Here is a 17948-nt window from a genome sequence, read left to right on the forward strand (position 1 = left end):
GCAACATGAAGATCGCTGAAACGCCGCGTGTGGTCATCATCGGAGCCGGGCTGGCGGCGGTTTATACCGCGCTGAAACTGGCCCCTTGTCCGGTCGTGATGATCTCGCCCGAGCCGCTGGGGTCCGGCGCAAGCTCAGCCTGGGCGCAGGGCGGTATCGCTGCGGCGATGGCCAGGACGGACAGCCCCGAAGCCCATGCCGAGGACACCATGCGCGCGGGCGCCGGGTCGGTCCTGCGCGAAGTGGCCGAGTTCGTCACCCAAGCCGCACCGGAGCATATCCTCGACCTGTCCGACCTTGGCACTGGCTTCGACCGCACCGCCGATGGCGGCTTTGTGCAATCGCGCGAGGCGGCGCATTCCGCTGCGCGGGTGGTGCGGGTCAAGGGCGATCAGGCCGGTGCCGAGATCATGCGCGCGCTGATCGTGGCTTTGCGCAGAATCGCATCCATTCAGGTCATCGAAGGGGCTTTGGCGGTTAGGTTGGAAAGCGACGGTGCGCAGGTTAGCGGCGTTTACTTGGCCGATGCCCATGCACCGAACGCACCACAGGTTCTGCTGCGCGGGTCGGCGCATGTGCTGGCAACCGGGGGCTCTGCGGGCTTGTATGCCAATACCACCAATCCCTCGCGCATCCGGGGTCAGGGAATTGGCATGGCCGCCCGGGCCGGCGCGCGGATTGCGGATGCCGAGTTTGTCCAATTCCACCCCACCGCAATCGACGTCGGCGAGGACCCCACTCCGCTGGCGACCGAGGCGTTGCGTGGCGAGGGGGCTATTTTGATTGACGGAAATGGGCATCGGTTCATGCTCGACATCCACCCCGATGCCGAACTTGCACCGCGCGACACGGTTGCCCGCGCTGTATTTATGCAGACGCATGCGGGTCGTCGTCCGGCATTGGACACGCGAACAGCAATCGGCGCGCGAATTTCGGATCATTTCCCCGCAGTGACCAAGGCCTGCCTGCGCAATGGCGTTAAACCTGTGCGCGATCCGATCCCAGTCACTGCCTCGGCGCACTACCATATGGGCGGTATCGAAACAGATTTGGCGGGCCGAAGCTCGCTGAAAGGACTTTGGGCCTGTGGCGAGGCCGCTTCAACCGGGTTGCACGGCGCGAACCGGCTGGCGTCAAACGGACTGCTTGAGGCGCTGGTATTTGCCCGCACATGTGCGCGAGACATTGCGGAGTCTGTGTCCGTCGGTCACGTGCCAGAAGTTGACCTTGCTCTGACTGCGGAAGCCCAACCGGCAAGGAACACGGATTTGGCCACCCTGCGTCGTATCATGACCCAGCACGTGGGCGTGATGCGTAATCGGTTAGGCCTGAACCGTGCCCTGACTCGGATCGCGGCTCTTGAGGCCCGGCATCGGGCCTCTGACGTGTTTTTGAATATGACGGCCACGGCCACCCTGATTGCCGCTGCCGCGCTGCTGCGTGAAGAAAGCCGTGGTGCGCATTACCGATCAGATTTCCCTGACCCTATCCCCGGCCCCGGCCAACGCTCTGCCCTGACGCTGAGCGAGGCTGTCGCCCTGCGGGACCGTATTACAAAGGACGCAGCATGACCCTTCCAGCCTTACCCGACATGATCCTCGAACCTTTGGTCCGGTCGGCCCTGATCGAGGATCTAGGTGCCTATGGTGATATCACCACCCAAACGGTGATCGCGCCGGACGTCACTTATGCCGCGCGCCTGAACGCCCGTGAAGATGCGGTGGTATCGGGATTGCAGGTCGCTGCCATGGCATTCCGTATGTTCGATCCTTCGCTGAAGATTGCCACACTTATCGAGGACGGCCAGCGCTGTACCAAGGGCGATACGCTGATGGAGATAACAGGTAAGGCGGCCTCGATCCTGTCGGCTGAGCGCGTGGCGCTGAACTTTGCCGGACGCCTGAGCGGCGTGGCCACCGCAACGGCGGCACTGGTGGCTGAAACCAGGGGTACAAAGGCGCGCATTACCTGCACGCGAAAAACCACCCCCGGCCTTCGTATCGTTGAGAAACAGGCGGTTCTGCACGGCGGAGGATTCAATCACCGTTTTTCCTTGTCCGACGCAATCCTGATCAAGGACAACCATATCGCGGCGGCTGGCGGCGTACGCGCTGTTCTTGAGGCCACGAAAGCTCGCGCCTCGCACATGATGAAGATCGAGATCGAGGTAGATACGCTGGAGCAACTGGCCGAAGTGCTTGATGTCGGCGGTGCCGATGCTGTGCTGTTGGACAATATGCCGCCTGACATCTTGGCCAAGGCGGTTACACTGGTTGATGGTCGGCTGATCACCGAAGCCTCGGGCAATGTCACGCGGGACACAGTTGCTGCCATTGCGGCCACCGGCGTGGATTTCATTTCATCCGGCGCATTGACCCACTCCTATCGCACGGTCGATCTGGGTTTGGATTTCTGACGCTATTGCAAGGGCATGATAACCCAACAAGCTGATTGAATACCCGCCCGCACTTGAACCCATTCGTTCTGCATCTCAACGTTCGACCAATCTGGAAAGAAATCACTGTGATCAACATAAGTGTAGTCAGTGCCGAATAGAAACGACACATCGCGCTTCCGGTCGGCCGCCTCCCGCAAACGCGGGCCTTTGGCAGGGTCGCCAATGCCCAAACCCGCAACCTTTGACCGTGATGGATTTTTCTTCCTGCGTATCATGGGATTGGGATGTGTCGCAAACTTTGGGCCTGGATTGACGAGCATAGAGATTTCGACTTTAGGTATCCGCGCATTGTTCTCCAACAGGTTTCAGCATGATTTCCTTGAAAGGCTGCCATTTTCCCAAGGATGCGGTTTTGCACGCCGTTTACTTCTACTTGCGGTACACGGTTTCTTATCGCGATTTGGAAAAGATCATGGCTGAGCGCGGTGTGCGAGTTGACCACGCGACATTGAATAGGTGGGTTGTGAAGTTCTCGCCGATGGTCGCAGCTCGCGCGCAATCAAAGAAGCGCCCAACTCAGAGTTCATGGCGCATGGACGAAACCTACATTCGTGTGCGCGGGAAGTGGATGTATCTCTATCGAGCGGTCGACGAACACGGCGAGACCCTTGATTTCATGCTGTCTGAGCGACGAAATCGTCCAGCAGCCACACGGTTCTTTGCCAAAGCACTGTCGTCAAACGGGATCCCAAACAAAATTGTCATAGACAAGAGCGGCGCAAATGCAGCTGGCATTCGAGAAGTGAACAGGATCCTGAAGCGGTTCGGCTGCCCAGCCAAAGTACAAACGATCAGGTCCAAATATCTCAACAACCTGATTGAGCAGGATCACAGATTCATCAAGCGACGCGTGCGGCATATGTGCGGGTTCAAGTCGTTCAGATCCGCGTCGGCTACTTTGGACGGCATTGAGGTCGCCAACATGATCCGCAAGCAGCAATTCCCCAGCACTACCACGTCGGGCTTTCGGCTATTTGCCGAGATCGCTGGATAGGTGTGTCCGGTAGGTCGCTGGCGTTGGCTGTTCTAAATGTTTGCGACACATCCCGCCAGGGTCTGAAGATCGATTGGGCTGTCGATCGCGATGACGTTCTGGCGTTTGACGGTAATGTACTCGGCATAGCTGCCATGGCGGTCAAACATCATACCGCCCATGGCCGTAACAACCTTTTGTCCTTTATCAAACTGTCCAAGCGGATCGTGATCAACGATGCCCGCCGCTTCGATCCCCAGAGCCCACTTTCCCGAAAAGGCCCCGTGGTTGCCGCGACGGTTATAGGCTTCTGCCTTGTTCAGAGCGAACGAGCGCACTCGGATGCGGATTTCGTTTTCGGTGGGAATGGGTTTTGCGACATCGAGAATTTGCAAAACATCTGCTTCACCAGGCTCAATTGCGATGGCAGCTTTCATTTGGTCAGTCATAGTGAGTTCCAATCATGGCGAGAGTGGGCACGCGCGTGCTACGCGTACCGCTGGGTGAGGTTTGAGAGGTCGTGAAACCGGGGAGGATCTGGTCTTACGTGTGCTAGCTGACCAGCGACACGGCATGCGCCCTTGCTTCAAGCAGGGGATCTTCGCTGCTGGTAGCGAGGGACAGCACCATCGCGCCTTGCAGCAGCGAAATGAGCAAGTTAGGCGTCAGCACCGTCGTGCTGCCCTCTAACGCCGTGGCAGACCATGCGCCTAGCCGGTCATAGAACGTACGTACTTCGTTCGACGTTTCATCCGGCAGGTGCGAAACCACCGATCCGAGCACAGCGCAGAGACAGGTCGACGATTCCACCCGGTAGCTTCCGATATAGGCGTCCGCTAGTCTGCCAATCCGGCTGGCCGCGCTTTCACTGGGATCAGTGGGCGACCCGAGACCATCGATGAAGCTCTCTGCGTACCGCTTTGTGACCTCGGCCCCCAAGTCTGCCTTGGTCGGGAAATGATAGTGAACCGAGGCGCTTTTTACGCCGATCGCGCTTGCGATGTCGCGGAAGCTGACACCATCAAACCCGTTTTTGCGGATTTCGCGCTCGGCATAATCAAGAATTTCGTCTGCACGCGTTTTCGACATTCGGCTTACTCCAGTATATATCTATCACTAGATAGTTAATCTTATTCCAAATGCAAGTTGCTAATTTATCTATTAGTAGATTAAGAAGCGCCTGCGGAACACGTCGGCCATGCTTGCAACAAGAGTAGACTCAGTATGTCGACAACGACGAAAAAACATCGATCGTCGAACAATATTTGTGCCTCGGATCGCTCAGAAATCGTCGAGTTTTCAGCGCTGGATTGTCAGCCGTGTCATTCAAAGGAACGGCTAGTCGATGGAGCTGTCCATGATCTCAGAGGGGCCGCTGAAGTAGTTAGAGTGGATGTCCATAACGAGTCCGAGGCGGCGGAGCGGTTTAAACTCCGATCCGTGCCAACAGCTATCGTTGTGGAGGATTGCAAGGTGACCTCGCGATTTTCGGGATTGATTGACCGGGACTCGTTGGCGTCCGCGGCGTCCAGCCATTGAAGTAAAACGATGGCCAAAACGGTGTTGGCCATCGACATTGATTTCGAAAGAAAAGATGACGGGCGCCGCAGCGTCGTTCCTTATCCGGCGGGTTCTATTGCATTCAGTGCTTGCAAGCGGTCCAAGGCGTTTTCTGCCGCTTCAAGCGCACCTTCGAGATAGCCACCAAAGTGCTGTGCGGTCTCTGTTCCGGCGAAGATTACCCGCCCATCCATTAGATCCGTCATGGCGTCGGGCATTCCATAGCCCGGATGTGCGAATAGGGGCTTTTGGTCTTCCGGCGTTGCTGCGAAAGGGTCAAAGGCCCAGTCCTTGATCAGCAATTGCGCGGGCTCAGCCGCCTCGGGGCCAAATAGACGGGCAAGCTGAATGAGGATCTGTTGGCGCAACGCACCTAGGTCCTGGCGCGCAGACGGCGGGACACCGATGAAACCGAACAGCGCCCCAGAACGACCATCAGCAGGCGAGGCATCGTGGATTTCAACCATGGGACCAAAGCGGCTCATGGCATCACCAGACAGGCCTTCGGCGCGCCAAAAGGGAGTTTCGTAAATAGCCACCGCTTTCGCTTGGCCAGCCATCCAAGTTGCAACGTTTGACATCGCCAAATGCGTGGGCTCTGGCAAAGCGGGATAGAAGCGGACTGTTTCTGCGACCACCCGCGGCGGCAAGGCCAGTACGACTTGCTTGGCGTGGATTGCGCTACCATCAGCGAACGTGGCTTTGAGGCCGGTATCCTCTTCGAACAATTCCACCAGCGCCGCATCCAGAGAGACCCGGGCCTCGGGCAAAGTTGCGGCCAAGGCCTGCACAAGGTTTTGGAGCCCTCCTTCGAGACGCCAGGAACCTTGCATGGAGGCAAAGCCCCGTCCTCTTTCCACTCGTCCGGCCTCGTCTTCAAAGCTCAGCGCGCCTTTGTAGTGCTGTTCGAACCTCTTGAGACCAAAGCGGTCAATCAACGCAGCAATCCGCGGCTGCCCATGCCAGAACCAAGCCGGGCCCAGATCATAGGAGCCTTTAACCGTTGTCTTCGTTAAAATACGACCGCCCAAGCGGTCGCGCGCCTCGACGACGTGAAAATCGACATCAGCGCGATTGAGTTGATCTGCTAATGACAAGCCGGACAAGCCACCGCCAATAATCAGGACGTCGGTCTGCATCTCAAAATCCTTCGCTTGCAGGTCGCAAATCAAGCTCATGCGTCCAGGTGGATTTAGGCTGACGCGCAAGCGCCACGTAGGCGGCAGCAATGTCGTTGGGGCTCATCATCTTAGTCGGGTCCAAGCTGTGTAGTACACGCGACCTTTTTGTGTCGATGATCCCGTCAAGGATTACATGAGCCACATGGATACCCGCGGGTTGATACTCGCGAGCAAGCGATTGTGTAAGTCCGCGCAGTGCGAATTTTGCGCTGGCAAATGCCGAAAAGCGCGCGCCTCCTCGTAGGGACGCTGTCGCGCCAGACACGATGAATGTACCGCCTCCTGCCCGGGCCATGGGTTGCATCACCCCTTGCGCGAGCAGCACAGCACTTTGCACCATCGAAGCCCATGTGCGTTGATAGTCGTGCAAAGTGGTTTCGGCAAAGGGAGCTATGACAAGCTCGGCCGCGTTGTGAACGACGATCTGCGGTGCGCCATGGGTAGCGATGAGGCTGCCAATCAGCTCCCTCATTTGTACTTCATCAGACAAATCGGTTTTGTAGAAGGCGCCAATCGTCGTGTCCGGGCGCGTCCGACCGATCCCGACCGGCTCGAACCCGGCCTCTTCGAACGTGGCAAGGAGGGACTGGCCAAGGCCAGCCCCTGCCCCCGCAACAAGGGCCAATGGTTTGTGATCTGCCATGGATCAGACCACCGGCGGCTTGGCATAGGGCAAGTGACCGGTTTTGACCCAGACCTTGGCCCCATTTGGCCCCGCGACAGCGTTCAGAGCCCCGCCTTCGGGGATTCGTAGCCAAGAGCCCTTGCGCAGCGCATCGCCGCTTTCGGTCATCTCACCGCCGATCATGAGTGCCTCGATGCCACCTTCCGCTGCCAGTTCAAACGTCGCACCGGCATCGATATGATGGTACGTCACAGTTTCACGATCATCTTTATGCAATACTGCGGTCGCCACACCGTTGACTGGTGCCGCGAGTTCATCCGCCATGTTTTTCCGGAACTGGGTCCGGTCATCCATGTCGAATTGCCAGAGCTTGACAAAGATCGTCGTGCCCGGCTCGGACCCGGGCGTGTGCGCCGTGGTCGGTGGGTTACGCACGTATGTGCCTTCGGGGAAGTCGCCGTGCTCGTCCTGAAATACACCGTCCAGCACGATGAATTCTTCGCCACCAGTGTGGGTATGGGCGGAGAACTTGCTGTCGGGGGCATAGCGGACGATCGTGGTTGCGCGGGCAACCTCACCGCCGATGCGGTCAAGCATGCGGCGGTCTACGCCCGGCATGGGGGAGGCCTGCCACTCAAGCGTATCAGAGTGGACAACAACACGTTGGGAAAAATCTGCGTTCAGTTCCATTTAGTTATTCCTTTTGGCTTGAGTGGCTATCGGTCTTAGGCGGCGATGCTGGGCCGCGAGCTGACCTTCTCTCGCCAGGCTGTCAGGTTGGTCAGGTTGGCCGGGATGTCGATCTTGGCAAAATCCGCAAAAGCGAGGCCCGCAAAGACTGTGATGTCGGCCATCGAGAACGTGTCGCCAGCAACATAGGCATTCTCGCCGAGCACCTCGTCGAGATACGCCATTGTTTTGGTTGCGACTTCTTTCTGTTTCAGGCCCCAGTCTTCGTTCTGGTACACCTCAAGATCCGGGCCGAGGCCTTCGGTTGCGTGGTGGAAATAGTTGCTCACCGCATTCAACAAGCCGTTCTCAGCGCGCAAGTTCATCATGCTGATATGGGCCCGCTCTTTCGGTGTTTCGCCCGTTAGGGTCGGACCATCCGAATAGGTGCCATCGATGTATTCGGTGATCGCGTTGCACTGTGAAATATGTGAGCCGTCTTCAAGCTCCAAGCAGGGCACCACGGCGTCCGGGTTCTTTTGGCGGAATGCTTCGGTGCGGTGCTCTCCGCCCATCACATCAACCGGAATGAACTCGACCTTGTCCTGAACGCCTTTTTCAGCAAGTGCGATGCGCACACGTGCCGGGTTTGGGAAGCCTTCGACATCGTAGATCTTCATTTGGTTTTCCTTTCTGGCTCTCTTCAGTGTCTTATGAACAACTATCTATCGATAGGTAAGTATTTTGCAAGTCTTGGCGAAAGATTTTTGATCACAGATGCGTGAGCGGAGGTCGCGCCAAGGGAGATCACGCCAAAATCTCAATCAGATCGGTGGGTTGCGATCCGAGAAGCTCACCAGGTTATAGCGATGCGGAAATGCGGCCGCAGTTCGCGATACCTCTTCCACGTGGATGGACACAAGATTTCCAGTGTACTCCTCCTGATATTTGGGCAGATCATGCAGCGCGGCGTGCCCGCGTATGTTCAGGAGGTCGCCGGTTTCAAAATCCGTGAATTGCACGTCGACGCGACCATCCTGCGCGATATTTCCCAGAGTATTGAAGAAGTTGTTTCCCTTTTAGTTCGAAAACTCGATCGTGTATGCGTCTTGAACTCTCACAAAGCCAGGCGCCCCCCATGGTGATTGATATCAACGCCCGTGCGCGGGTCATCGGAAAAAAACCCGGAACGCGACGCGATAAAAAGGGAGTCTGCGCGTCGGATCTGAGCCGCGGCGACGGAGTCCAGGGCTGGCAATTACTGCGTCTTTGCCCGGGCTGCGGGGCCACCGCTGATGCGTTCTCTGACTTGGATGTATTTCGGACAGTGTCCATAACTCTGATCCACATGCAGGAAAAGCGCATCATCACGAGCAACTTTGACCGTTGCATTGTGGCGGTTGCGTCGTTGTGTTTCATATTGAACGCCTACGACACTGATTTTTGACCCCACATCGAAGCGGACACGCTTCAGCTCCTCTGGGAGGGGCGTGGACCGGATCACGAGCGTCTTGTCATCCGGCGATGTCATAAACCCAGAGAGCCCGACGCGTGTTAAAGCTACCGGGTGCACGAATAACTTCGTAGAACAAGATCACGGGTTCTTCTTACGACAAACCCGCCTGATCCTTGGCTTCAAGTCCTTTGCATTACCATCTGCAACTCTTTCAGGTATCGAAGTTGCGCACATGATCCGCAAAGGTCAGTTCACGCTCGCACTCTCTCCTTTTCGACGGCTCGAAGAACTGACGGCCGAATCCATCGGCGCAAAAGCGGGTTTTCGGACAACCGCAAACTTTGCAACGGAGTCGGTCAGAGGTGGTCGTAGCGCATACTTCTTCTTTCAATGCGCAGCAACGGTTTGTCGTAGCGCATTGGGCGTTGTACCGACACGTGCTTTGAACGTGGTTGTAAAATGGCTTTGTGAAGAAAAGCCGCATTCAAACGCGATTTGCGCGATTGGCCATTTGGTTGTGATAAGTAAGTGTCGAGCGTGTTCGACACGGCGTTTCAAGATGAATTGGTAAGGCGCCAGGGTTGTGGTCGCTTTGAATTGGCGGGCAAACGCGGCTTCGGGCATGTTGAGGAGGCCCGCCAGCCGCTCATTGGTAAGCGGTTTGTCTAAATTGGCATCCACAAATTCGGATATCAGTTTTATGTCATGCCGGGGGAGCTTCCCGACTTTTGCAAGCGTACTAGAAAGAATTGGAGATTTACTTCGCAAGATGTCGGAGACTATTGCGTTGACATAGTTGTCAGCATGGTGAGCATCAAAAGCATCTGGTTCGTTTAACGTGGAAAAAAGAGTCGCCAGCAAGGCTGACGACGCCAATGCCTCAAAAATCGGTTTTCCGCGATACACGTCAGATTTGCGATCAGCATGCTGTGCTTGCAGCGCTTGATCGAAACGAGCCTGTGTCAAGACCACGTATTCAAACTCCGACGCTGAGGTCGCGAGCGACCGAAACGAGGTATTCGGTGGCACAACTGCAACCTCACCGGCATGCACGGTGCGCGTTTCAAGCCTGGCATCGCCGAATTTTCAGACAGAACTGTCATAAGACTTCAAGACACGGCCAATACTCCAGGCGGGGATCGAAGTTCCACGATAGTCATCAGGTTGAACGGTCAGCCGGACGAAGCTGAACTCTGCGGAGTGTAGCTGAACGCGCTTGAACAGATCTGGTGCCTCTTTTTCGTCGCACGAATTCATCTCCCCAACAAACAATGCGGGAATTACATTCGCGCTAAGTGGCATCGTCCCTTCTGATACTGTCTTTCTCCCGTGGCTCATACCCCAATCTACCTACTTTATTCGCATTCAGCGAGTATTGCTCTAATCAGCATCCAAAACTTCTTGACCCAAGCTGAGTGCGGGCGCTTAAATCAATTTTCTTCTCACTTCTTCATGCGGGAACTACGGTTTCATTTGTCATTGATGATAGGGCACTGGCGTTCAGAGTCTTGCGCATTCCAATCAGAGTTTTTCAAATTCCGCTCACATTGCAGATTTACTCGGTACCTACTGTCGACTTTCGCTGCTTTGGACTTAAGCTTTTGACCATCTGCCCAAACACTGGAGGCGCATGTGTATTGTTCTGATCAAGCCTGCTTTGCCGGTCCGGCGAATATGCTGCCGGATCTCGCGTCATTTGGCGCGGTCGGTTCGCATGGGGCGGAAATGGTGGAACTCGCTACCTCCCGCCGGTCGGTCACTGTAGACCCGCACCGAACACTGTACATCTGCACCTTTCTGAGCGGGCGGCGGGCTCGCTACCGAATGGGCGGGCGCCTGATCGACCGCGAGGAATTCGGCGCTGGTGAGGCTCTTGTGCAGCCCGTCGGCGTCGACTTCAACTTCGAGATGATGACAGAGACGAGAAGCCTGGGTCTGTTCGTGCCACAAGACATAGTGCGCTGCACGCTTGGTGAAAGAGTTCTGGACTTGGACAACGCCTTTGACCAGCTGGTCGGGGTGCCTTTTCGCTCATCCGTGTCACTGTCTTTGTTGGAACGTTTGCGTGGGGACGTGGTGAATGCCTCACCCCATGGGACATTTGTGGGCGACGAAATTTTGCGCGCGCTCGTGGCGGAACTCTTCACGCTTGCGCATCGCGAAACACCCGCATCTCGGACTGTTCGTTATGCGTTGTCCGACAAAACTTGGGACAGTGTGGAACGATATGTCCGCACGCATCTGGAAGAACGCATGACAATAACAGACTTGGCGCACAAAGCCGGATTGCCTGCGGCCGAATTTACGGCTTCGCTCAAAAAGGCCAAAGGCCTGACACCTTACCAATTAATTTTGCAGATCCGTCTGCAGGAAGCACGGGGCCTGATTGTACAGCGAGATCTTTCGCTCGCGGAGATCGCATATCGTTGCGGGTTTTCATCGCAGAGCCACATGACGACTGTGTTCTCGCAAAAGCTCGGTGTCACACCAGCCGCGATCCGGCGGGCGGCCTGCTAGGTCACGATCGATCGCGCGCGAGAATTTGCAAACCTTTTTTCAGAATTTGAAATAGCTAGCGACGTCGCATTGGTAACTTCCTCTCAGACCTTAACGAGAGGAACAACTATGACACAGAGTATACGCAAAGTGTGCGGCTGCCACAGTGTAGACGACGTGGACACGATGCGCCGCCGCCTTCTGGCAGGAGCAACCGCAGCAGGAGCGGTTGGCCTTAGCGCCGGCGTTGGAACTGCAGCGACGCCAGAAGCGAAGGCACTTTATGCGGACCCGGAAAACCCGGGTCTTCCCTCGGTAGACATGGAAATTGATCTTTCCCGTACAGGCCTACTAGTCGTCGACCCGCAGGTGGACTTCCTGTCGGAAGACGGCGTGACATGGGGTGTTGTAGGCGAAAGCGTCACGGAACAAGGCACAGTCGATAATATAGAGCGGCTCTTTAAAGCGGCGAAAGAGATTGGGATGCAGACCTTCGTCTCACCGCATTACTACTATCCGCATGACCATCAGTGGAATTTCGAAGGTACGCTGGAAAAGACCATGCACTCCATTGGCATGTTCGACCGGCCTGGCCCGCTTGACCTGACGGGCTTCGATGGTTCGGGCGCGGATTGGATGCCGCAGTACAAACCATACATCGAAGACGGCAAAACGGTCGTATGCTCGCCGCATAAGGTCCACTCGCCCGCGCAAAACGATTTGAATTTGCAGATGCGTAAGCGAGGCATCGACAAAGTGATCCTAGCGGGCATGTCCTCGAACCTGTGTGTTCAGGCACATCTCTATGAGCTTCTGGAACTTGGCTACGAGGTTGCCGTTGTGCGTGACGCAACAGCAGGAGCCAAGGTGCCGGAAGGCGATGGTTACCTCGCTGCGCTGATCAATTTTCGAATGGTCGCCAACGGTGTTTGGTGGACCGATGACGCGGTCGAAAAGATGATGGCCAGCGTTTGATTTTTTGAACCAGAGCAAAGCTTTGCCCCAGCTTTGCTCAGGGCCTTCCCCGGAAACGCCTGTCCCCACATCTTGGTCGCTGGGGAAGGCCCGCCTAAAGGAGCTTTCAAATGCAACGATATGTAAATGTCAGTGAAAAGGTTGCAGGGGGTGGTTTGCTTCACCGCCGCACTTTGCTGGGCGTTGCGGCGTTCGGAGGTGTCGCTGCTGCCGGAAAAAGCTTGGCTGCGCCGCTGGCGGTGCCTGAATGGTCCGAGGTGCCCGGCCTGCCCATGAGCGGTTACGGCCAACCCTCGCCTTTTGAAGCGCATGTGCAGCGACCTGTGTTGGGGCTCTACCCCGAGGGCACTGGTGACGGGGCGGGTGTGTCCTTCACGCCGCTGGAACACCTCGAAGGCACGATTACACCGAACGGTCTATTCTTTGAACGCCACCATTCCGGCATTCCCGAGATCGACCCGACCCGGCACGAGCTCGTCATTCACGGTCTGGTACGACAGCCCCGTGTCTTTACGTCCGAGGATCTGGTTGGGATGCCGCTCATCACTCAGACAGTGTTTCTGGAATGCGCGGGCAACAGCCTGTTCAATTCCTTAGCCGAGCCGCAACAGCGTAGTGCCGGAGAGATCCATGGCCTGATCGGCGCCGCGGAGTGGACAGGCGTGCGTTTGGCGGATCTGCTGGATCTGGTGGGCATCGATCCGCGTGCCACCTGGATATTGGCAGAAGGCGCGGATGCGGCCAAGCAAAGCCGCTCGATTCCCTTGAGCAAGATCATAGATGGCGATGCGATGGTCGCGCTTTACCAAAACGGTGAGCGGCTCAGGCCCGAGCAGGGCTACCCGATGCGACTGGTGCTGCCGGGCTGGCAGGGCTCGATGCAGACGAAGTGGCTACGCCGTATCAAGCTTGTGGATGGACCAACGCAGACCAAAGACGAGACTTCGAAATATTCGCTATCGCAGAAGGATGGGCGCGCGCAGCAATTCATCTTCGAGATGGGGGTGAAATCGGTCATCACGCGCCCATCGCCGGGTATCGCCCCGACGCGTCCGGGGCTCTATCAAATCTCCGGTCTTGCCTGGAGTGGGGCAGGTCGCATCGTTCGAGTGCAGGTTTCGGCCGACGGAGGGACATCATGGGCCGATGCGCTGCTTGATGGTGACGCACGGCCCAAGATGCTGACACGCTTCCGCCTGCCTTGGGATTGGTCTGGTGAGCCAGCGCTGCTGATGAGCCGCGCCACCGATGAGATGGGTGCTGTCCAACCCACGCGTATGGAGTGGTACGCACCCTGGGCCCCCGAACAGCTTTATCACCAGAATGCCATTCAAGTGTGGTCGGTCGCGGCCACAGGAGAGGTGCAAAATGTTTACCTTTGACGATAACACGCGCCTAACAGTTCTTGCGACGTCGATCACGCTCGCAATCTTGAGCAACAAAGCCGAGGCGGACGTGCCCGGTCGTCTGATATCGGAAAGCGAAATCGCTGCTTGGGATATCAGTATCCCACCCTCCGGCGCGGGCTTGCCTGAAGGTAGCGGAAGCGTCGCAGATGGGGCTGAGCTATACGCTGCACAATGCGCTTTCTGCCACGGCGCGACAGGTACAGAAGGCCCAGCGGACAGGCTGGTTGGCGGTTTCGGATCATTGACTTCGGACGCGCCGACTAAGACTTTGGGCAGCTTCTGGCCACATGCGACCACTGCCTTCGACTACATCCGCCGCGCCATGCCCTTCTACGCGCCCGGCAGCCTGAAAGACTCTGAGGTCTATGCAGTGACTGCCTACCTGCTGCATCTGAACGGCATCCTGCCCGAAGACGCGCGCCTTGATGCCCAAAGCTTGCGTGCTGTTACCATGCCGAACGCAGCCGGCTTCGTCGCGGCATACCCCTCCGACAACTGACCTGAACTTAGCGAAAGGATCTCCTCCATGACCCTGAAAAGAGCCGCCAGTCTTACAGCCCTCACTGCCATGCTCGCCTTGCCTGCCCTTGCAGCAGACGAATACAATTCCTCTTCAGGCGTCACCTATGCTGGCTTGCCGCTGGGTTTTCACGGGACGGACCCGGTTGCCCTTCTGCAAGGCACCTTGACCCAAGGTGTCTCAGATCACACAGCCGTCCATGACGGCGTGTCCTACTATTTTGCGACAGCCGAAGCCGCCGCCGCATTCACAGCTAACCCGGAAGCGCACCTGCCTCAGTTTGGAGGCTTTTGCACGCTCGCGGTTGGGCTCGGCAAAAAGTTCGACGGCGATCCACGCTATGCTGATGTTCGTAACGGCAAGCTTTACGTTTTCGTGAACGAAGCAGTGTTTCAAACCTACCTCCAGGACCCGGACGGCACAATTGCCAAAGCAGAGGCAACATGGCCTCAAATCCGTTCCACCCCGGCGCTTGATCTCTAAGAAAGGACCGAAAGATGGAAAACAAGATCAGTCTTATCATTGGTGGCACCTCAGGCATGGGCCTTGAGACCGCGTTGCAGCTTCTTTCCGAGGATCGCCGCGTGATGGTCGTGGGACGCGAGGACAGTTCCATGGGAACCGCTCGGAAGACAATCACGGACCAGCTTGGCGCGGATGCCCTGGAACGTGCGCAAATCGTGGCGTGCGATCTAATGGACCGCACGCAGGTCACGGATCTCGGCCAGCGCATCAATCAGATGTCGGAACATATCGACCAACTCGTCAATGCCGCCGGAGTCTTCAAGCCGAAACCTTACCTGGAGCATGACCAGAACGATTGGGATTTCTACATGGAGCTCAATCGCGCCATGTTCTTTCTCACCCAGGCCGTCACGCTGAACATGGAACGGCATGGCGGGGGATCCATCGTCAATATCGGGTCTATGTGGGCGCACCAGGCGATCAAGGCGACTCCGTCCTCCGCATATTCGATTGCAAAGGCTGGTATGCACGCCATGACGCAGCACCTTGCGATGGAGTTGGGCGAAAAGGGTATCCGCGTGAACGCAGTTGCTCCAGCCGTTGTGGTCACGCCAATTTACGGTGCGTTCATTGAACCAGACAAGGTCGAACAGACCCTCACGGATGGCTTTGACAGCTTCCATCCCATTGGGCGTGTGGGCCGACCTTCGGACATAGCCAATCATGTGACGTTCCTGCTGTCTGACAAAGCCTGCTGGACCACAGGCGCGATCCACAATGTCGATGGTGGTGTTATGGCCGGTCGAAATTGAACCCATACTGGCCCGGAGGTTACTCGGGGCCTCTTTACCTACAAAATGGAGCTTCCCATGCCCAAGATGTCTCGCCGTACGCTTGTCGCTGCGTCTCTCGCCGCACCTGCGTTGATCGCAACCGGAGTCTTTGTAGCGCCTGTGCGCGCCGCGACGGCTGTCGCACCACCCCCAGTCGCGCGCCGCAAAGTCGGACGCTTTACCGTGACGGTGCTGACCGACGGCTATCTCGATGTGCCTTACAGCACTTGGGTCGGAATTGAAGGTGCCGATCTCGAGGCTATGGCGCGCGCCGGTCATGCCCACCGCGCCCATGGTGGTATGCGCTTGTCGCTCTCGACCTGGATTGTGGATGACGGAGATCGCAAAGTACTGATCGACGCTGGCCCTGGCGTCTTTGCCGAGACAACTGGGCGCTTGCCCGGAGCCATGGCTGCAATTGGTATCGCGCCAGAGGAAATCGACGCGGTAGCGATCACCCATATGCACTTCGACCATATCGGCGGCCTGCTGGACGGCGATCGTGCTCGCTTTCCGAATGCTGAGCTGTATATCGACCGGCGCGACGTAAGTTTCTTTACGGATCCGGCGGAAGAAAACGCAGCACCAGACTTTCGCAAAGTCAGCTTCCGGACCTCCGCAAAGGTTGTCGCAGCCTACAAAAGCCTGCAACAGATCGACGGGGAACGCGAGATTTTGAAAGGCCTCTCTTCCGTCGATCTGACCGGTCACACACCCGGCCATATCGGTTGGCGCATCGCGGATGCGGGCGATAGCCTGACAATTGTCGGCGACATGCTTTTTAACCCGGTCATTCACCCGGTGCGGTTGGATGTGGGCGTCGCGTTTGAACCCAACGCTGACGCGGCAATGCGCATGCGGCGATCTTTTATCCCACAAGCCGCTGAAGAAGGCGGATTGCTTGCTGCGACCCATATGCCGTTTCCGGGGCTAGGGAGGATAGTTCGCGATGGCGACAGCTATGCGTGGCTCCCAGCGGAATGGGACTTTGACGCATGACGCCTCTCTAAGCATTGCTTCCAGGCGCAGCGACCAATCTGCCAATACGCGCAAGATCATCGTTGTTCTGTGAGCGATACTTGAACCGAGTCTCCTCTTCCTTTTGAGGGTAGGGGCGTTTGCCCATCTCTTCCATCATCTTCTCACGGAACAGCTCAGTAGGCGTCTTCCATCCAGTCGAAGAGCATCTTCTTTCTTCTCTGCGGCTTGGTATTGCATGGAACTGCGCGCAAGGCCGACCACCTTGCAGGTGCGACGCTCTGATGTGCCGCGCTTCTGGCGACCATAATTGACGGCCCGGCGAGGTTGGCTCGTCGTCAGGCTCTCAGTTTTAGGTAGCTCTGACTTTCCTTGAGGATCACCTTGTCCAGTTCCAGGGAATCTCAGCCATGAAAACTCTTCTCACGACAATCGCTTTCATTGCAACCGCTCAGATTGCGCAAGCTCAATCATTGGTTTTTGGGGCGGGTTTTGCCGATTTCTCTAGTGGAGGCGCAAAAGATCGTGCCGCATTCTCTTTAGAATACCAGCATCGCCCATTCTATGAAATCCATCAGATTGCCTTTGCCTGGGGTATCTCCATTTTGGTGGATACCACAGGCGATTTCTACATAGGCGCTGGTTTGGTTGGCACATATGAGATCGCCGACAGATGGTTCTTGGAAGGCAGCGTAATGCCGGGCTTTTATGCATTCGGCGATGAGGCGAACGATCTTGGTGGCGACTTCCAGATACGTAGCCTTGTAGGTGTCGGGTATTCGTTGGCTAGCGGCAACAAAGTATCTCTGGCGCTCGCCCACCTATCGAACGCAAGTACAAACGACGAAAATCCTGGCGCCAATGCCATTTTTTTACGCTTCCACAAGGCATTCTAATTCAGAAACTCTGTGAAGCAGAGTTGCTAACCGAACGCAAAATACCCAAAGGATTCACCGACATGATCACGTGCTCTTTCGATGCATCGCCGTAGGCGCTCACTAGTTTTCGCTAGGACCGATTAAACTATTCAATTCACTGCAATCACTGTTTCCGCCCGCCTAAACAGTCCAGAAGTCAGGCCTTGCTGCCATGGCCATTGCGTAGCTACGCCTCGGTTTCAAAATCCCGTACACCTGTGGAAACTTTTTGCTGAAGTCAAAGCGTTCAAAATCCGAAAAACAAAAACTGAAAGTTGCAAGACGTGGCCTGAACTGAATGTCAAAAAAGTAGCAAAGGTGGTTCTTGGAGGTGAGCGGCGTCGCGGTGAATAACGGTGAGCGTCATTTTCCATCAAGGGCTTTGATTCCTTTGTTCGGGCCACGTCCGGACATCTTGATGAGCGTTTTCAAC

22 protein-coding genes and 1 pseudogene are annotated in these 17948 nt (G+C 56.6%); 15 read left to right on the forward strand and 8 right to left on the reverse strand.

Features of this window, described 5'->3' with window-relative positions; all coding sequences use genetic code 11:
• Positions 1–5: 5 nt before the first annotated feature.
• The 4 genes from AVO44_RS05790 to AVO44_RS05805 all read left to right on the forward strand — a co-directional run bounded on the left by AVO44_RS05790 (position 6) and on the right by AVO44_RS05805 (position 3452).
• Positions 6–1571 (forward strand): L-aspartate oxidase, encoded by a 1566-nt coding sequence (locus AVO44_RS05790; RefSeq protein WP_068334074.1) that lies wholly within the window; start codon positions 6–8, stop codon positions 1569–1571.
• Positions 1568–2416 (forward strand): carboxylating nicotinate-nucleotide diphosphorylase, encoded by an 849-nt coding sequence (nadC, locus tag AVO44_RS05795; protein ID WP_068333851.1) that lies wholly within the window; start codon positions 1568–1570, stop codon positions 2414–2416. The genes AVO44_RS05790 and nadC overlap by 4 nt, the downstream gene beginning before the upstream one ends.
• Positions 2417–2620: 204 nt before the next feature.
• The gene (locus AVO44_RS21455; protein WP_205626530.1) at positions 2621–2878 is read left to right on the forward strand and encodes a hypothetical protein; all 258 of its coding nucleotides are present in this window, start codon (positions 2621–2623) and stop codon (positions 2876–2878) included.
• Entirely contained in the window at positions 2769–3452 is a 684-nt protein-coding gene (locus tag AVO44_RS05805; protein ID WP_068333856.1) for an IS6 family transposase, read from the forward strand. The genes AVO44_RS21455 and AVO44_RS05805 overlap by 110 nt, the downstream gene beginning before the upstream one ends.
• Before the next feature lie 32 nt (positions 3453–3484).
• Here the strand turns inward: AVO44_RS05805 and AVO44_RS05810 are convergent, their stop codons facing one another.
• On the reverse strand, positions 3485–3880 hold the full coding sequence (locus tag AVO44_RS05810) for an alcohol dehydrogenase catalytic domain-containing protein (RefSeq protein ID WP_068333859.1): 396 nt from the start codon (positions 3878–3880) through the stop codon (positions 3485–3487).
• A 103-nt stretch (positions 3881–3983) separates the two neighbouring features.
• Positions 3984–4520: a TetR/AcrR family transcriptional regulator gene (locus AVO44_RS05815; RefSeq protein WP_068333862.1), complete on the reverse strand. Its 537-nt coding sequence runs from the start codon at positions 4518–4520 to the stop codon at positions 3984–3986.
• 135 nt (positions 4521–4655) lie between these two features.
• On the opposite strand from AVO44_RS05815, the gene AVO44_RS21790 reads away from it, so the two are divergent.
• Positions 4656–4970, forward strand: a complete 315-nt coding sequence (locus AVO44_RS21790) for a thioredoxin family protein (RefSeq protein ID WP_082677404.1) — start codon at positions 4656–4658, stop codon at positions 4968–4970.
• A gap of 80 nt (positions 4971–5050) precedes the next feature.
• On the opposite strand, the gene AVO44_RS05820 is transcribed toward AVO44_RS21790, so the two are convergent.
• The 5 genes from AVO44_RS05820 to AVO44_RS05840 form a co-directional block, all read right to left on the reverse strand.
• Positions 5051–6169, reverse strand: a complete 1119-nt coding sequence (locus tag AVO44_RS05820; RefSeq protein ID WP_338057284.1) for a flavin monoamine oxidase family protein — start codon at positions 6167–6169, stop codon at positions 5051–5053.
• Positions 6132–6815, reverse strand: a complete 684-nt coding sequence (locus AVO44_RS05825; RefSeq protein WP_068333866.1) for an SDR family NAD(P)-dependent oxidoreductase — start codon at positions 6813–6815, stop codon at positions 6132–6134. The genes AVO44_RS05820 and AVO44_RS05825 overlap by 38 nt, the downstream gene beginning before the upstream one ends.
• Positions 6816–6818: 3 nt before the next feature.
• Positions 6819–7487, reverse strand: a complete 669-nt coding sequence (locus AVO44_RS05830; RefSeq protein ID WP_068333869.1) for a cupin domain-containing protein — start codon at positions 7485–7487, stop codon at positions 6819–6821.
• A gap of 35 nt (positions 7488–7522) precedes the next feature.
• Positions 7523–8146 carry a glutathione S-transferase family protein gene (locus AVO44_RS05835; protein WP_068333872.1) on the reverse strand — a complete coding sequence of 208 codons (624 nt, stop codon included), beginning with the start codon at positions 8144–8146 and terminating at the stop codon, positions 7523–7525.
• A 144-nt stretch (positions 8147–8290) separates the two neighbouring features.
• Positions 8291–8488, reverse strand: coding sequence for a hypothetical protein (locus AVO44_RS05840; RefSeq protein WP_068333875.1), 198 nt, complete (start codon positions 8486–8488; stop codon positions 8291–8293).
• A 116-nt stretch (positions 8489–8604) separates the two neighbouring features.
• On the opposite strand from AVO44_RS05840, the gene AVO44_RS05845 reads away from it, so the two are divergent.
• Together AVO44_RS05845 and AVO44_RS21540 are read left to right on the forward strand one after the other, a co-directional pair.
• Positions 8605–8913 carry a hypothetical protein gene (locus AVO44_RS05845; RefSeq protein ID WP_068333878.1) on the forward strand — a complete coding sequence of 103 codons (309 nt, stop codon included), beginning with the start codon at positions 8605–8607 and terminating at the stop codon, positions 8911–8913.
• A gap of 127 nt (positions 8914–9040) precedes the next feature.
• Positions 9041–9214, forward strand: a pseudogene (locus AVO44_RS21540) (IS6 family transposase); the annotation flags it as partial.
• A 95-nt stretch (positions 9215–9309) separates the two neighbouring features.
• Here the strand turns inward: AVO44_RS21540 and AVO44_RS05850 are convergent.
• The gene (locus tag AVO44_RS05850) at positions 9310–9888 is read right to left on the reverse strand and encodes a helix-turn-helix domain-containing protein (RefSeq protein ID WP_233421937.1); all 579 of its coding nucleotides are present in this window, start codon (positions 9886–9888) and stop codon (positions 9310–9312) included.
• Between the two features lie 762 nt (positions 9889–10650).
• Here AVO44_RS05850 and AVO44_RS05860 point away from each other — a divergent pair.
• The 8 genes from AVO44_RS05860 (at position 10651) to AVO44_RS05895 (ending at position 17494) form a co-directional block, all read left to right on the forward strand.
• The gene (locus tag AVO44_RS05860; RefSeq protein WP_169794834.1) at positions 10651–11439 is read left to right on the forward strand and encodes a helix-turn-helix transcriptional regulator; all 789 of its coding nucleotides are present in this window, start codon (positions 10651–10653) and stop codon (positions 11437–11439) included.
• A gap of 108 nt (positions 11440–11547) precedes the next feature.
• Positions 11548–12393, forward strand: a complete 846-nt coding sequence (locus tag AVO44_RS05865; RefSeq protein ID WP_082677405.1) for a cysteine hydrolase family protein — start codon at positions 11548–11550, stop codon at positions 12391–12393.
• A gap of 110 nt (positions 12394–12503) precedes the next feature.
• Positions 12504–13775: a sulfite dehydrogenase gene (soxC, locus tag AVO44_RS05870; protein ID WP_068333890.1), complete on the forward strand. Its 1272-nt coding sequence runs from the start codon at positions 12504–12506 to the stop codon at positions 13773–13775.
• Positions 13762–14301: a c-type cytochrome gene (locus tag AVO44_RS05875; RefSeq protein WP_068333893.1), complete on the forward strand. Its 540-nt coding sequence runs from the start codon at positions 13762–13764 to the stop codon at positions 14299–14301. The genes soxC and AVO44_RS05875 overlap by 14 nt, the downstream gene beginning before the upstream one ends.
• 27 nt (positions 14302–14328) lie before the next feature.
• Positions 14329–14805, forward strand: coding sequence for a YHS domain-containing (seleno)protein (locus AVO44_RS05880; RefSeq protein ID WP_068333895.1), 477 nt, complete (start codon positions 14329–14331; stop codon positions 14803–14805).
• A 14-nt stretch (positions 14806–14819) separates the two neighbouring features.
• Positions 14820–15599 carry an SDR family NAD(P)-dependent oxidoreductase gene (locus tag AVO44_RS05885; protein WP_068333898.1) on the forward strand — a complete coding sequence of 260 codons (780 nt, stop codon included), beginning with the start codon at positions 14820–14822 and terminating at the stop codon, positions 15597–15599.
• A gap of 57 nt (positions 15600–15656) precedes the next feature.
• Positions 15657–16619: an MBL fold metallo-hydrolase gene (locus tag AVO44_RS05890; RefSeq protein ID WP_068334079.1), complete on the forward strand. Its 963-nt coding sequence runs from the start codon at positions 15657–15659 to the stop codon at positions 16617–16619.
• Between the two features lie 389 nt (positions 16620–17008).
• On the forward strand, positions 17009–17494 hold the full coding sequence (locus AVO44_RS05895) for an acyloxyacyl hydrolase (protein WP_068333901.1): 486 nt from the start codon (positions 17009–17011) through the stop codon (positions 17492–17494).
• Positions 17495–17948 lie beyond the last annotated feature (454 nt).

This window comes from Ruegeria profundi, assembly GCF_001507545.1.
GTDB lineage: Bacteria > Pseudomonadota > Alphaproteobacteria > Rhodobacterales > Rhodobacteraceae > Ruegeria > Ruegeria profundi.